The following is a 13,608-nucleotide window of genomic DNA, read 5'->3' as shown; positions in this document are numbered from 1 at the left end:
TTGGTGATCTACGCCGATCGCATGGCAACTGGACCCCGGCCTGCGCCGGGGTGGTCCCGAATGAGCAAAAAACCGGTGGGGTTATATCTCCGTTGGGATGCGGGGAGGGCGGCGTCGTGACGCCGCGCCTCCTGCGTGTCGGGCCATCACAAAGCCCGGTGGTGGTCGTCGACGATGTGCTGGGCGATGTGGCGGGCGTCGTCGCTCTGGCGGCGGCGCTCGCGCCCTTTCCCAACGTGCCGAACAGCTATTATCCGGGCGTCCGGCGTGTCCTGACGCCCGCCGACGGTCCCGCGCACGACTATGCGGCCACATTGCTCCAGACGGTCGCGCCGTTCATCGGCGGCGCGTTCGAGGTGGACGGCTTCGACTGGATCGAGGGTAGCTTCTCGATGGTCACCGCCGCCCCCGCCACCCTGTCCCCGGTGCAGCGCGCGCCGCATTTCGATTCGGCCGACCCCGGCTATCTGGCCGTCCTCCACTATCTGTCGGATACGCCGGGCAGCGGCACCGCCTTCTACCGCCAGCGCGCCACCGGCATCGAGCGGGTGACTCCCGCCAATCGTGATGCCTTCATCGCCGCCGCCAGACAGGATAGCGCGGGGCTGACGGGATACACCAACGCCAGCAACGCCGCCTTCGCGCAGATCGGCCTGGTCGAGGCGAAGGCCGACCGCGTCGTCATCTATCAGGGCAGTCTGCTCCATTCGGGCATCATCCCGCCCGACATGCCGCTCAGCGACGATCCGCGAGCCGGCCGCCTCACCACCAACCTGTTCGTCCAGGCGCAACGATGATCCTGTCCCTTGCCCTCGCGGCGGCCACCGTGCCCGCCCAGACCTATGCCAATCCCGTCGACATCGATTACCGCTATAATTTCGAGCAGGTGAACGAAGGCGTGTCCTATCGCACCGGCGCGGACCCGGTGGTCGTGCGGTTCAAGGGGGCTTATTATCTCTTCCTGACGCTGGCCGATGGTTATTGGCGCTCGACCGATCTGGTCCATTGGCGCTTCGTCACGCCCAGCCGCTGGCCCGCGCAAGGCATTGTCGCGCCCGCCGTCAGCTCGGACGGGGAGCGGCTGCTGATCATGCCGTCGATGACCGATCAGGGTACCATCTATTCCACCAGCGATCCGGCAAGCGGCAAGCTCGACTATTTCGTCCGCCGGATGCCGCCCCTGCCCGGCGCGGTACGTTCGGGGTTCGAGGACAGCATCAAGCCCGGCCAGGTGCCACCCGGCCCCTGGGACCCCGACCTGTTCCAGGACGATGACAAGCGTTGGTATCTCTATTGGAACTCGTCCAACGTCTTTCCGATCTACGGCGCACCCATCAGCTTTGCGGACGGCAAGATGACGTACGGCACGCCGCGCCGCTCCTTCATCCTGCTCGATCCCGCGCATCATGGCTGGGAGCGGTTCGGCCAGGATCATAGCGGTACGCTGCCGAACGGCACGCCGATCACCCCGTTTATGGAGGGGGCGTGGATGACCAAGGTCGCCGGGCGATACTATCTGCAATATGGCGCGCCGGGCACCGAGTATAATGCCTATGCGACCGGCACCTATGTCGGCACGTCGCCGATGGGGCCGTTCACCTATGCCCCGTACAACCCGGTCGGCTACAAGCCCGGCGGCTTCGTGCAGGGGGCGGGGCATGGCAACACCTTTCAGGATGCGCATGGCAATTGGTGGAATACCGGTACGCCCTGGATCGGCTATAACTGGACCTTCGAGCGGCGCGTCGGCCTATGGCCCGCCGCGTTCGAGGCGGACGGGCAGATGCGTGTGTCGACCCGTTTCGGCGATTTCCCGCACCGGATGCCGACCACGCGCGTTACCGACCCGGACTCGCTGTTCACCGGCTGGATGCTGCTATCCTATCGCAAGCGGGCGGTGGCGAGCGGCGAGGTGGCGGGGCATCCGGCATCGGACGCGACGGACGAGAATCCGCGCAGCTTCTGGTTGTCGCCGACCAAGGACGCGGGCGCGACGCTGACCCTGGATCTGGGCGCGGTGAAGACGGTGCGCGCGGTGCAGGTCAACTTCGCCGACTATAAGGCAGGCCGCTTCGGCGATGCGCCCGACATCTATACCGAGTTCCGGCTGGAGCAGTCGGTGGACGGTCGCACCTGGCGGCCGCTAGCCCGGACCGAAGCGCCACGTCGCGATCGGCCCAACGCCTATTTCGCGCTGCCAGCGCCGGTTCGGGCACGCTATGTCCGCTATGTCCACGGCCATATCGGGGGCGCGCATCTGGCGATCAGCGACCTGCGGGTGTTCGGCAACGCCGATGGCATCGATCCCGCCGCGCCGGAGTTGACCGCCGCGACGCGCGAGCAGGACACGCGCAACGCCATGATCCGGTGGAAGCGCGTGCCGGGTGCGGTCGGCTATAATGTCCGCTGGGGCATCCGGCCCGATCGGCTGGCGCTGACCTATCAGGTCTTTGCCGACCGGGTGGCGGCGGGCGAGCAGGCCGCGTTGCCGCTGCGCGCGCTGACCGTGGGACAGCGCTATTATGTCGCGGTCGAGGCGTTCGACGAACATGGCGTCTCGCGGCTCAGCCGCATCCAGGAGATGTAATCGGCCCTTTTCGGTTCTTTGGGAGCCAATTTGTCGGCGGATCGTCGTTCGGTTCAGCTTGGCGTAGGATTGCGCGGCGTAAGCGCGCTGCTGCGACGACAATAGGACGAATAGGGGCTATCATACCGACATGACCGCATCGCTTTTTTCCGTGAATCGCCCTTTTTTCGCCCGCTGTCTGGCCACCGTAGCGGTCGGGTCGCTGGTGACTACGCCGGTAATCGCGCAAGTCGCGCCGCCGCCGGTCATCGTGCCCCCCGCGCCGGGCGGGCAGGCGCTGCCGCCCGTCATCACCACGACGCCCGTTGCTCCCTCCGTCGCTGCGCCGACAGCGATGCCGACACTGAGCGAGGCGCAAATGCGCCAGCTCGCCACGCTGATCGCGCAAGGAGAGGTGGCGCAAGGGTTGCGCCAGGGGCCGCCGCGCGACCTGTCCACCCTGTCGCCCGCCGCGCTGACCCGTGTCGCGCTCGACTATGCCCATGCGGTCCATGTCGGACGGCTCGATCCGGCGGACTTCACCAAGGATTGGGGCATCCGGCCGCAGCCCTTCGATGCCGCGCCGGGCTTTGCCGATGCGGTGCGACGTGATCGGCTGGCGGATTGGGTCGCCTCGCTGCCGCCGCCCTATGCCGGCTATGACGCGCTGGTGAAGGGGCTGGCCCGCTACCGTGCCATGGCGGCGGCGGGCGGCTGGTCGTCGCTGCCCGCGACCACGATCAATTTCGGCGCGAGCGGGCCGCAGGTCTTGGCCCTGCGCAAGCGCCTCGCGATGGAGGACCCGGCGGTCAGCACGACCGGCGAGCGCTTCGACGACGAACTGCTCGCCGCCGTCCGCCGGGCGCAGCGCCGCTATGGCCTGAACCCGGTCGGCACCGTCGGCAGCCAGACCATCGCCGTGCTGAACGTGCCAGTGGCGCAGCGCATCCGCCAGATTATGGCGAACATGGAACGCTGGCGCTGGCTGCCGCAACAGTTGGAGGCCAAGCGCGTGCAGGTGAACATCGCCGCCGCCGTGCTGACCGTGTTCGACGGCGACAACCCGGTCATGTCGATGAAGGCGGTCACGGGCCGTCCGGGCAACGAGACGCCGATGCTGGTGTCGACGATCCGCAGCATCGTGCTGAACCCGCCCTGGAACGTGCCCAGCTCGATCGCCAACAAGGAGCTGTGGCCAAAGGAGAGGGCCAATCCCGGCTATCTGAAGCGTGCCGGTTTTCGCGTGATCGACAATGGCGACGGATCGAAGCGGTTGCAGCAATCGTCGGAAAAGAGCGCGCTGGGGCGGTACAAGTTCGATTTCCCCAACGACTTCGCGGTCTATCTGCACGACACGCCCGCCCAGGCCGGATTCTCGAAGTTCGACCGGTTGGCCAGCCATGGCTGCGTCCGGTTGGAGAAGCCCGCCGAGCTGGCCTCGCTGATGCTGAAGACGACGCCCGAATGGCAGCAGCCGCAGATCGATGAGACGATCGCCTCGGGCAAGACGGTGCGCGCGACCATGGCGGAGCCGGTGGCGGTCTATCTGCTCTATTGGACCGCCTTCGCCAATGCCGATGGCCAGGTGGGATTCCGTGAGGACCCCTATGGCTGGGACGCGCTGCTGGCGAGCAAGATCGAGGCCCGCTCGGCCGAGCGGGCCCAGTCGACCAAGGATTAAAGGGGAAGCATGATGAAGATGATGAACAAGCGGGCGATGGCCCTGGTCGCGGCGGGGCTGTTGCTCCCGGCGCTGGCGGGTTGCTCGCGCTCGTCCGAGGACCCGCCCGTACCGGTCGAGAACGACACGTCGGTCGTCGAGGACAACATGTCGGTGCCCGAAGAGGCCCCGGTCATGACCAACGATGCGGCGCCGGTCGCGCCGGTCAACATGGCCGCCGACACCGTACCGCCCCCGCCGCCCGAGCGGACTGTCGACCAGCAGATGCTGGACGATGCGTCCGCCACCGGCATGACCTCGCGCGTCCAGCGTAGCCCGAGCAGCGATGCGCCCCCGGCGGAGGGTGTCGAGCCGAAGGACGGGCAGTAAGACGTTCTATTCCTCCCCTGTAAGGGGAGGTGGCAGTCCGTAGGACTGACGGAGGGGTGTCCACGCTGGCGGTGACACCCCTCCACCACCGCTTCGCGGCGGTTCCCCTCCCCTTGCAGGGGAGGAATTTACTGCTCGATCTCTCGGACCAGCGCCTGACGCTGCGCCTCGGTCGGCTGCCACTGACCCGCCATCGAACCGCCCGCCCCGAACAGCGCATTCACGACCTGGGCCGCATCGCCCTGCGCCCACAGCCCGGCCAGCTCCGCCCGGCGTGGATCAGGCGAGGCGTCATTCCCGGTGCGTATAAACCGCAGCCACGCGGCCAGCGCCGTCAGCGTGGCTGGCGCATCCCCGCCATGCGCGGCCAGCGACGACAGCCAGCGCGGGCCGACCTTTTGCGAGCCGTCGCTGGCGATCTGCGACAACCGGTGCTCCAGCGTCATATTGGCGAAGCGGGCGAGGAGCGCATCGGCATAAGGATCGAGCTGCTGCCCCTCGGCCGCCGGGAAGCTGGTCGCCGCTTCTTGGCGCATCAGCCTTTCCACCACCGGACGGATCGCCGGATCGGCCACCGCCTCGTGCACGAACTGGTGGCCGCGCTCCAGCCCCAGATAGGCGAGCGCGGAGTGCGCGCCGTTGAGCATACGGAGCTTGGCGGTTTCATAGGGCGCGACATCGGCGACGAATTGCGCGCCGCCGACTTCCCAGCGCGGACGGTTGCCCGCAAAGTCATCCTCGATCACCCATTGGCGATAGGGTTCGGTGATGACGGCGGCTTCGTCGCGCATTCCCAGACCTGCTTCGACCGCCGCACGGTCGGCATCGGTGACGGCGGGGACGATGCGGTCGACCATGGTGTTGGGGCAGCGCCAGTCACGCTCGAACCAGCCACGCGCCGCCGTTTCCCCCTGATAGTCGAGCAACGCCGCTACGCCTGCGCGCAGCACCCGGCCATTGTTGGGCAGGTTGTCGCAGCTCACCAGCGTCAGCGGAGCCAGACCCGCTACCTGCCGTGCCAATACGGCCTGGGCGAGATGATGATAGATGCTGTTCCCATCGGCAACGATGCCTGCCAGATCGGTCGCATCGTCCGGCCGCCGCCAATAGCCCTTTTCGGTGACGGTCAGCGTGACGATCCGCGTGTCCGCCGCCGCCAGCAATGCCGCCAGCCGCTCCGGGGCCTTGGCCGCCACGGTCACCTCGCGGATCGCACCGATCAGCCGGACCGACTCGCCCTCGCTCGACCGTTCGGTGACGGTGTAGAGCCCGTCCTGCGGTGCCATCTGGTCACGCACGCCCGCCGACCGCAGCGATGCGCCCGCGATCGCCCAGTCGCGATCCCCCGCCGCCATCGCATCGTCGGTATAGACCGCCTGATGCGCCCGGTGGAACGCGCCGAGGCCGAGATGGACGATGCCGATCCGCTGGCCTGCCCGGTCGTAACCGGGACGCGCCACGCTGTCGGGCAGTGCGGCGACGGTCGCCTCGCTCAGCCGGGTCACAGCCGGTACGCCGAACGGACCAGCCCGTTGGTCAGCGCATGGGCGAGGTCTACCGCCTCATCCTCCTCCAGCCGGTGCTCGGCGACGAGCCGCGCCAGGAAGCCGCAGTCGATCCGCCGCGCGACGTCATGCCGTGCCGGGATCGACAGGAAGGCGCGGGTGTCGTCGTTAAACCCGACCGTGTTGTAGAAGCCCGCCGTCTCGGTCGTCATCTCGCGGAAGCGGCGCATCCCCTCCGGACTGTCATGGAACCACCAGGCGGGGCCCAACTTCAGGCAGGGATAATGCCCGGCCAGCGGCGCCAGCTCGCGCGCATAGACGCTCTCGTCCAGCGTGAAGAGGATGATGGTCAGGTCGCGCTCATTGCCGACGACGTCGAGCATGGGTTTCAGCGCATGGACGTAATCGGTGCGCATCGGCATGTCGGCGCCCTTGTCGCGCCCATGGCTGGCGAACAGGCCCGCATTATGGTTGCGGAACGAGCCCGGATGGATCTGCATCGTCATGCCGTCGGCGACGCTCATCTTCGCCATCTCGGTCAGCATCTGGGCGCGGAAGAGTTCGGCATCGGCGGGCGTCCAGCTGCCGCCGACGATGCGCGCGAACAGCGCCTCGCACTCGGCCGTCGACAGGTTGGCGGTCGCCGCCGTCGGATGGCCGTGATCGGTCGCGGTCGCGCCCAGCGCGCGGAAGGCGGCGCGGCGCTTGGCATGGGCGGCGAGATAGCCGGACCAGCTATACACATCCTCGCCGGTCAGCTCGGCGAAGCGCTGCATCGCGCCTGCGAACTGCTCATGCTCGACATCGATCACGCTGTCGGGGCGATAGGTGGTGATGACGCGACCCTGCCAGCCGGACGCCTGGATCGCCTGGTGATGGACCAGCGGATCGTCGGCACCCTCGGTCGTCGCCAGGCATTCGATGCGGAACCGCTCGAACAGCGCGCGGGGGCGGAAGGCGGGGGTGGCGAGCGCCTCGCCGATCGCGTCGAAATAACGGTCGGCGGTCGCTTCCTCTAGCGCCTCGTCGAAGCCGAACACCTCGGCGAACACATGGTCGAGCCACATGCGCGACGGCGTGCCGCGGAACAGGTGATAGTGGGACGCGAACAGCTTCCACGCCGCGCGCGGATCGGTCGCGGGGCGGCCGCCGCGATGCGGGATGCCCAGGTCGTCGAGCGCGATGCCCTGGCTATAGAGCATGCGGAAGACATAATGGTCGGGCGCGAGCAGCAGGTCGCTGGCGTCGGCCCAGGGCTCGTCGGTGGCGAACCAGCGCGGATCGGTATGGCCGTGCGGGCTGATGATCGGCAGGTCCGCGACTTCGGCGTAAAGCGTCCGCGCAATGCCCCGCGTCGTCGGATCGGCGGGCAGCAGCCGGTCGGGGTGGAGTTCCAGCTTGCGGGTCATGCGGTCAGCTCCAGTTCGACCGAAGCCGCGTTCGCGTTCAGGCCCAGCATGTGCACGATTCCCCGCTCCAGACCGCGCAGTTCGGCCAGCCCGCGCATCCGGCCCAGCAGCGAATAGCCGGGATTGGAGCTGCGATGAAGGTCGTCCATCATCCGGTGGCCATGGTCGGGGCGCATCACGATCGCGCGGTTCTGCGCGTGCGAAATCTCGACCACCGCCTGCATCACCTGGGTCATGCGGGCGTTGCCGCCCAGATGTTCGGCCTCGTGGAAGTTGCGCTCGCCCGCTTCCCAGCCGACCGAGCGGAGGTGGAGGAAGTCGATCCGGTCGGCAAAGCGGCGGACCATCGCGGGCAGGTCATTGTCCGGCCGCGCGCCGAACGATCCGGTGCAGAAGCAGAGGCCATTCGCCAGCGACGGCACGGCCGCGTAGAGATGCTCCAGATCCTCCGCCGTGCTGACCACGCGCGGCAGGCCGAAAATGGGGAAGGGGGGATCGTCGGGATGGACGACCAGTGTGATGCCCACCTCCTCGGCGATCGGGCAGACCGCACGCAGGAAGGCGATATGGTTGGCCCGCAGCGCCTCGGCGTCGATCCCGGCATAGCTTTCGATCGCGCGCATGAAGGCCGGCGAGTCGAAGCTCTCCTCGCTGCCCGGCAGCCCGGCGATGATCGTGCGTTCGAGCTTGTGGCGCTCTTCGGGCGTCATCGCGGCGAAGCGGTCGGCGGCGGCGGCGCGGACGCCTTGCGAATAATCCGCCTCGGCGCCCGGGCGGCGCAGGATATGGATGTCATAGGCCGCCACCGCCGCCCATTCGAAGCGCAGCGCGGTCGCGCCGTCGGGAAGCTCCCAGTCCAGATCGGTCCGGGTCCAGTCGAGCAGCGGCATGAAGTTATAGGTGACGGTCCGCACACCTTCGGCCGCCAGATGGCGTAGGCTGTCGCCATAGGCCTGGACCAGGTCGTCGGTCAGCTCGCCCCGCTTGATCGCGTCGTGCACCGGCAGGCTCTCGACCGTCGACCAGCCGAGCCCGGCCGCTTCGATCATCGCGCGCCGCTCGGCAATCGCCTCGCGCGGCCAGACCACGCCATTGGGAATTTCGTGCAGCGCGGTGACGACCTCGGTGGCACCGGCTTGGCGGATATGGGACAAGGCGATCGGGTCGGCGGGTCCAAACCACCGCATAGACTGGATCATCAACACGTCGGCTATCCTCGTCCCATATCGCATTTTCAGGTCGGTAGCGGTAGCATCGGTGTTTCGGATTGACCAGTTACAAATTTTGGCCTTGCCACTATCGAAAGGGCATAGGCTGATACAATAAAGGAGAGAAAGCCGATGCGGATCGTGGTTGTCGGGGAGGGCATGATCGAGTTGACGCGGGCCGAGGGCGGCCTGTGGCGGCTGGGCCATGGCGGTGACACGCTGAATACCGCGATCCATCTGGCGCGCCTGGGCGGCAATGTCCGCTACGTCACCGCACTGGGCGACGATCCGTTCAGCGAGACGCTGATCGCGAACTGGTCGGCGGAGGGAATCGATACCAGCCTGATCCAGCGTGACCCCAGCCATATGCCCGGCCTCTATGCGATCACCAACGATGCAGCCGGTGAGCGCAGCTTCGCCTATTGGCGTGGACAGAGCGCGGCGCGGCAGACGCTATCCCTGCCGGGCACCGAGGCGGTGATGGCGCAGGCGGAGCAGGCCGACCTTCTGTTGTTTTCGCTGATCACGCTGGCGGTCTTGGAAGACGAAGGGCGCGATCGCCTTTTCGCGCTGGCCGGGCGGGTTCGCGCGCGCGGGGGGCGCGTGGCGTTCGACGGCAATTACCGTCCGCGCCTGTTCGCCGATCAACAGGTGGCGCGCGACCTGTGCGCCCGCGCGATTGCGGTGTGCGATATCGGCCTGCCGACGCTGGAAGACGAGACGATGCTGAACGGCGCGACCTCGGCCGAGCAGGTGCAGGCGCACTGGCAGGCGGGCGGTGCCAGCGAGGTGGTCGTCAAGCTGGGCGCGGAGGGCTGTCTGTTGGCGGGTGACGAGATCGTGCCCCCACCCGAGCGCCTGAGTCCGCGCGATACGAGTGGTGCGGGTGATGCGTTCAACGCAGGCTATCTGGCGGCGCGGCTGGAGGGCGCTTCTCCCGCTGAGGCGGCGGTACGCGGCCATCGGCTGGCGGGGTGGACCGTGATGCGGGCTGGCGCGATCCCGCGGCGCGATGACGCCATGCCGAACGGATAAAGGCGCTTTTGGACTGACCAATATGGAAGGAATGTCAGGCTGGTCCTGGTCATTCTGTCATATATAAATATCATAGGCGATTGTTCGATCTCATTTGTAAAACTTCTTGCCACTCTCATAACCGAATGACACATTATGTCCGACATGAATGGTCGACAAAACGACCGGAGCGGGAGTGTGGAGATGAAGGTGAATCGGCGTGATCTATTGGGGGCGGTCGGTGTGGCAGGAGCCTCCACCGCACTCGGCCCAGTGGCAGCGTCCCAAGCTGCGGCACCGGGGCAGGCCCGAACTTTCACCCCCGATTGGGCCTCGCTGACGAACGGCTACCGCGCGCCCGACTGGTTCCGGGACGCCAAGTTCGGCATGTGGGCGCATTGGGGCCCGCAATGCGTGCCCGAGGAAGGCGACTGGTACGCGCGCGGCATGTATGAGCAGGGCTCGCGCGCCTATAACGCCCATGTTCGCAAATACGGCCACCCCAGCAAGGTCGGTTTCCTGGACGTCATCGGAAAGTGGAAGGCCGAGAACTGGAATCCGGAGCGGCAGCTCGATCTCTACCAACGCGCCGGGGCCAAATATTTCGTCGCGATGGCGAACCATCACGACAATCTCGACTGCTTCAACTCGCCCCACCCCTGGAACACCACCCGGGTGGGCCCCAAGCGCGACATCATCGGCACCTGGGCCAAGCTGGCGAAGGCGCGGGGGCTGCGCTTTGGCGTATCGAACCACAGCGCGCATAGCTGGCACTGGTATCAGCCCGCTTATGCCTATGATTCTGAAGGGTCGATGCAGGGCAAGCGCTATGACGCGGCCTGGCGGACCAAGGCGGATGGGCGCGGCACCTGGTGGGACGGGCTGGACCCGCAGGAATTGTACAACGGCCCGATCATGAAGCTTCCCGACGGATACCGGGATCGGACCGAGGTCGATGGCTGGCATGAGCGCAACGACAGGCTCTGGAACGAGGGCAAGCCGCTGGGCCGTCCCGATCTGGCTGCGAAATGGGCGCGCCGTTGCCGGGCGCTGATCGACAATTACCAGCCCGACCTGGTCTATTTCGACAATTTCGACCTGCCGATGGAAGAGATCGGACTGGAAATGGCGGCCTATTATTACAACGCCAGCCAGCGCTGGCATAACGGGCGGCTGGAGGCGGTGCTCAACATCAAGACCACGCCGCCGCAGCGGCGCATGGCGGTCGTCGATGATGTCGAGCGGGGCGGCAAGACCTATATCGAAACCTATCCGTGGCAGACCGATACCTGCCTCGGCGCCTGGCATTACGACCGCAGCATCTATGACAATGACGGCTACAAGAGCGCGGCGACGGTGATCCACACGCTGTGCGACGTAGTGTCGAAGAACGGCAATCTGCTGCTCAACGTGCCGATGCGCGGCGACGGCACGATCGACGAGAAGGAAGAGCGGATCGTCGAGGGGATCGCCGCCTGGATGGGGCGCTATGGCGATGCGATCTATGGCACGCGGCCCTGGCGTGTCCATGGCGAGGGACCCGGCTCGGCCGGCGGCGGCATGTTCAGCGAGACGCAGCACTCGAAGAACAGCGCGGCCGATATCCGTTATGTCCGCAAGGGCGAGAACCTGCATGCGTTCGTCCTGGGCTGGCCGGACGATGGCGTCGCGCGGCTGACCCTGCTGGCGGACGACAACCCGATCGGGCGCGGCCGCGTGGAGCGCGTGACCCTGTTCGGCGACTCGGTACCGCTGGCCTTCCGCCGCACCGACAAGGCGCTGGAAGTCACGCTGCCGGCGGGCGCGCGCGAAACGATCGGCGTGGCGCTGGTCCTGCAGGGCCCGGGGCTGGTCGAGGGCAGCGTCCCGGTGGCGTGATGCCGACCCTTTTCCCCTCCGGGCATGGCGTGGAGGGGAGGGGGCTGGTTAAGGCTCAACCAAGGTGGCGGAACATATAGGTCGTCGCGTGGCGGGCCTGGCCATCCGGGTCCCAGGCGTAACCGAGAATGATACCGGCGACTTGAAAACCCAGTGAAGCGTAAAGCGGCTCCGCCCTATCGCCGCTTCTCGTATCCAGCGTGATCAGGGACTTTTCCGACTCTGCGGCTCCTTCCATGGCCTTGGTTATGAGGCGACGTGCGATCCCCCGGCGGCGCGCCATGGGGTGGACGATCATCTTGGCGATCTCGCACCGATGGCGCTGGTTGGGCGGCATCGACAGGATCAACTGCACGGTCCCCACGATCCTCCGCTCGCAAAGCGCGCCGAGCATCACGCGACGGCGCTGGTCCACTTCCGGCAGCACCGTCGCCAGCCAGAACGCCTCAGCCTCGTCGTCACGCAGGGGCGCCATGAAGCCAACGGCCGCACCGTCATGGACGCTGTCCACCAGAATACGCCGGAGATCGCTCAGGTGAGCCCGAATGGCGTCGGCATCCAGTTCGATCAGTTGCAGGTCCATCCTATGCCGCCTTACGCCATGGCTATGATGTAACGGGCCGGATCGTCCTCCGTCGTGAACACGGACGGGCCCCGTAGCCGGTAGCGGAGGCAATCGCCGGGCCTTAGTCCGTGAGCCACCTCATCCACCTCGATCGACAGCGCGCCGGTCAGCAGGACGAGGTGATGCTCATGGCCGGGAAAGGCGGGGTGCTCATATCGGATGCACTGGTGCGGCTCCAAGCTGCACTCGATCAGATCGATCTTGAGCGGGGTGCCGGGCGGGGAGAGGATTCGGCGGGAAAAGCCGCCTTCGGGGTCGGTCCAGATGCTCTGCTCGTCGCGGCGGATCAAGGCCTTGAAGCTCGGATCGAGCGGGGCGAAAAGCTGGGAAAGGGGGAGTCCGAAGGACGAGGCCAATCGGCCCAAGCTTTCGGCGGTGGGGCTTACATCGGCATTCTCGATGCGCGAAAGCGTGGCGCGGCTGATGCCGCTGGCCTCGGCGAGGTCTTGCAGGCTCCAATTCCGATCGGTCCTGAGCGCTTTCAAATGCGCCGCCAACGCCTGATGCTGATTGCCGTCATTGACCATAAAAGGGATTATATCCCGAATATGAGATGCTGCAATATTTTCGAGGTTTCGACATCCGTGCGCACGAAAAAGGGGCCGGAACCGAAGTCCCGACCCCCTGATCCTGTCAGCTTGCGCTGGCGGCGTGGCTTACGCGCCCGGGATTTCCGAGACGTTCACCTTGATGCCGCGGCCCATCGTCGACGAGACGGCGACCTTGCGGACATACTTGCCCTTGGCGCCCGACGGCTTGGCCTTGATGAGCGCATCGACCAGCGCGTCGAAGTTCGCGCGCAGGTCTTCCGCCGGGAACGACGCCTTGCCGATGCCCGAGTGGATGATGCCGGCCTTTTCGACGCGATACTCGACCTGACCGCCCTTGGCCGCCTTGACGGCTTCGGCGACGTTCATGGTCACGGTGCCTAGCTTCGGGTTCGGCATCAGGCCCTTGGGGCCCAGCACCTTACCGAGGCGACCGACGACGCCCATCATGTCCGGGGTCGCGATGCAGCGATCGAAATCGATGGTGCCGCCCTGGATGGTTTCCATCAGGTCTTCGGCGCCCACGACGTCCGCACCAGCGGCGCGTGCTTCGTCGGCCTTCGCGCCCTTGGCGAACACGCCGACGCGAACGGTCTTGCCGGTGCCCTTGGGCAGGGTGACGACGCCGCGGACCATCTGGTCGGCGTGGCGCGGGTCAACGCCCAGGTTGACGGCGACTTCGATCGTCTCGTCGAACTTCGAGGTCGCATGGGTGCGCGCCAGCGAGATCGCTTCGTCGATGCCGTGCAGCTTCTCGGAGTCGATCTGGACCGACTTCTGCTTCTTGGTCAGCTTGGCCATGATC

Annotated in this window: 12 protein-coding genes; 6 read left to right on the top strand and 6 right to left on the bottom strand. The window is 66.6% G+C overall.

All coding sequences use genetic code 11. From position 1 onward, the window contains the following. Positions 1–116: 116 nt before the first annotated feature. The 4 genes from SB4_RS06560 (at position 117) to SB4_RS06545 (ending at position 4,616) form a co-directional block, all read left to right on the top strand. Entirely contained in the window at positions 117–797 is a 681-nt protein-coding gene (locus SB4_RS06560; RefSeq protein WP_058751946.1) for a DUF6445 family protein, read from the top strand. Continuing rightward, entirely contained in the window at positions 794–2,587 is a 1,794-nt protein-coding gene (locus tag SB4_RS06555; protein WP_058751917.1) for a family 43 glycosylhydrolase, read from the top strand. The genes SB4_RS06560 and SB4_RS06555 overlap by 4 nt, the downstream gene beginning before the upstream one ends. A gap of 130 nt (positions 2,588–2,717) precedes the next feature. Then, entirely contained in the window at positions 2,718–4,247 is a 1,530-nt protein-coding gene (locus SB4_RS06550; protein WP_058751916.1) for a L,D-transpeptidase family protein, read from the top strand. A gap of 9 nt (positions 4,248–4,256) precedes the next feature. Then, a complete protein-coding gene (locus SB4_RS06545; protein ID WP_058751915.1) occupies positions 4,257–4,616 on the top strand; it encodes a hypothetical protein in 360 nt (119 codons plus the stop codon). Between the two features lie 128 nt (positions 4,617–4,744). Here the strand turns inward: SB4_RS06545 and SB4_RS06540 are convergent, their stop codons facing one another. From SB4_RS06540 to uxuA, 3 genes are read right to left on the bottom strand one after another with little or no spacing between them, the layout of a single operon-like run. After that, on the bottom strand, positions 4,745–6,121 hold the full coding sequence (locus SB4_RS06540; RefSeq protein ID WP_058751914.1) for a mannitol dehydrogenase family protein: 1,377 nt from the start codon (positions 6,119–6,121) through the stop codon (positions 4,745–4,747). Further along, complete coding sequence (gene uxaC / locus SB4_RS06535; RefSeq protein ID WP_058751913.1) at positions 6,118–7,530, bottom strand: glucuronate isomerase; 1,413 nt, start codon at positions 7,528–7,530, stop codon at positions 6,118–6,120. Before uxaC ends, SB4_RS06540 begins: the two co-directional genes overlap by 4 nt. After that, positions 7,527–8,717 carry a mannonate dehydratase gene (gene uxuA, locus SB4_RS06530; RefSeq protein WP_082670021.1) on the bottom strand — a complete coding sequence of 397 codons (1,191 nt, stop codon included), beginning with the start codon at positions 8,715–8,717 and terminating at the stop codon, positions 7,527–7,529. The genes uxaC and uxuA overlap by 4 nt, the downstream gene beginning before the upstream one ends. Before the next feature lie 153 nt (positions 8,718–8,870). On the opposite strand from uxuA, the gene SB4_RS06525 reads away from it, so the two are divergent. Then, entirely contained in the window at positions 8,871–9,773 is a 903-nt protein-coding gene (locus SB4_RS06525) for a sugar kinase (protein ID WP_058751911.1), read from the top strand. Between the two features lie 183 nt (positions 9,774–9,956). After that, positions 9,957–11,630, top strand: coding sequence for an alpha-L-fucosidase (locus SB4_RS06520; protein ID WP_058751910.1), 1,674 nt, complete (start codon positions 9,957–9,959; stop codon positions 11,628–11,630). A 55-nt stretch (positions 11,631–11,685) separates the two neighbouring features. On the opposite strand, the gene SB4_RS06515 is transcribed toward SB4_RS06520, so the two are convergent. From SB4_RS06515 to rplA, 3 genes are all read right to left on the bottom strand, one after another. Continuing rightward, a complete protein-coding gene (locus tag SB4_RS06515) occupies positions 11,686–12,213 on the bottom strand; it encodes a GNAT family N-acetyltransferase (protein WP_058751909.1) in 528 nt (175 codons plus the stop codon). Positions 12,214–12,224: 11 nt separating this feature from the next. Beyond that, complete coding sequence (locus SB4_RS06510; RefSeq protein WP_058732476.1) at positions 12,225–12,782, bottom strand: helix-turn-helix domain-containing protein; 558 nt, start codon at positions 12,780–12,782, stop codon at positions 12,225–12,227. Positions 12,783–12,911: 129 nt separating this feature from the next. Then, positions 12,912–13,604 (bottom strand): 50S ribosomal protein L1, encoded by a 693-nt coding sequence (gene rplA / locus SB4_RS06505; protein ID WP_058715478.1) that lies wholly within the window; start codon positions 13,602–13,604, stop codon positions 12,912–12,914. Positions 13,605–13,608 lie beyond the last annotated feature (4 nt).

Source organism: Sphingomonas sanguinis (assembly GCF_001476905.1).
Classification (GTDB): Bacteria; Pseudomonadota; Alphaproteobacteria; order Sphingomonadales; family Sphingomonadaceae; genus Sphingomonas; species Sphingomonas sanguinis_B.
Note: the sequence above shows the minus strand (reverse complement) of the source record. Positions and strands in the feature narration are given on the sequence as shown.

Excerpts from the sequence above, each read along its gene's own strand:
- SB4_RS06555 (WP_058751917.1), top strand. The coding sequence starts at position 794 with ATGATCCTGTCCCTTGCCCTCGCGGCGGCCACCGTGCCCGCCCAGACC.
- SB4_RS06550 (WP_058751916.1), top strand. The coding sequence starts at position 2,718 with ATGACCGCATCGCTTTTTTCCGTGAATCGCCCTTTTTTCGCCCGCTGT.
- SB4_RS06545 (WP_058751915.1), top strand. The coding sequence starts at position 4,257 with ATGATGAAGATGATGAACAAGCGGGCGATGGCCCTGGTCGCGGCGGGG.
- uxaC (WP_058751913.1), bottom strand. The coding sequence starts at position 7,530 with ATGACCCGCAAGCTGGAACTCCACCCCGACCGGCTGCTGCCCGCCGAT.
- uxuA (WP_082670021.1), bottom strand. The coding sequence starts at position 8,717 with ATGCGGTGGTTTGGACCCGCCGACCCGATCGCCTTGTCCCATATCCGC.
- SB4_RS06525 (WP_058751911.1), top strand. The coding sequence starts at position 8,871 with ATGCGGATCGTGGTTGTCGGGGAGGGCATGATCGAGTTGACGCGGGCC.
- SB4_RS06520 (WP_058751910.1), top strand. The coding sequence starts at position 9,957 with ATGAAGGTGAATCGGCGTGATCTATTGGGGGCGGTCGGTGTGGCAGGA.
- SB4_RS06515 (WP_058751909.1), bottom strand. The coding sequence starts at position 12,213 with ATGGACCTGCAACTGATCGAACTGGATGCCGACGCCATTCGGGCTCAC.
- SB4_RS06510 (WP_058732476.1), bottom strand. The coding sequence starts at position 12,782 with ATGGTCAATGACGGCAATCAGCATCAGGCGTTGGCGGCGCATTTGAAA.
- rplA (WP_058715478.1), bottom strand. The coding sequence starts at position 13,604 with ATGGCCAAGCTGACCAAGAAGCAGAAGTCGGTCCAGATCGACTCCGAG.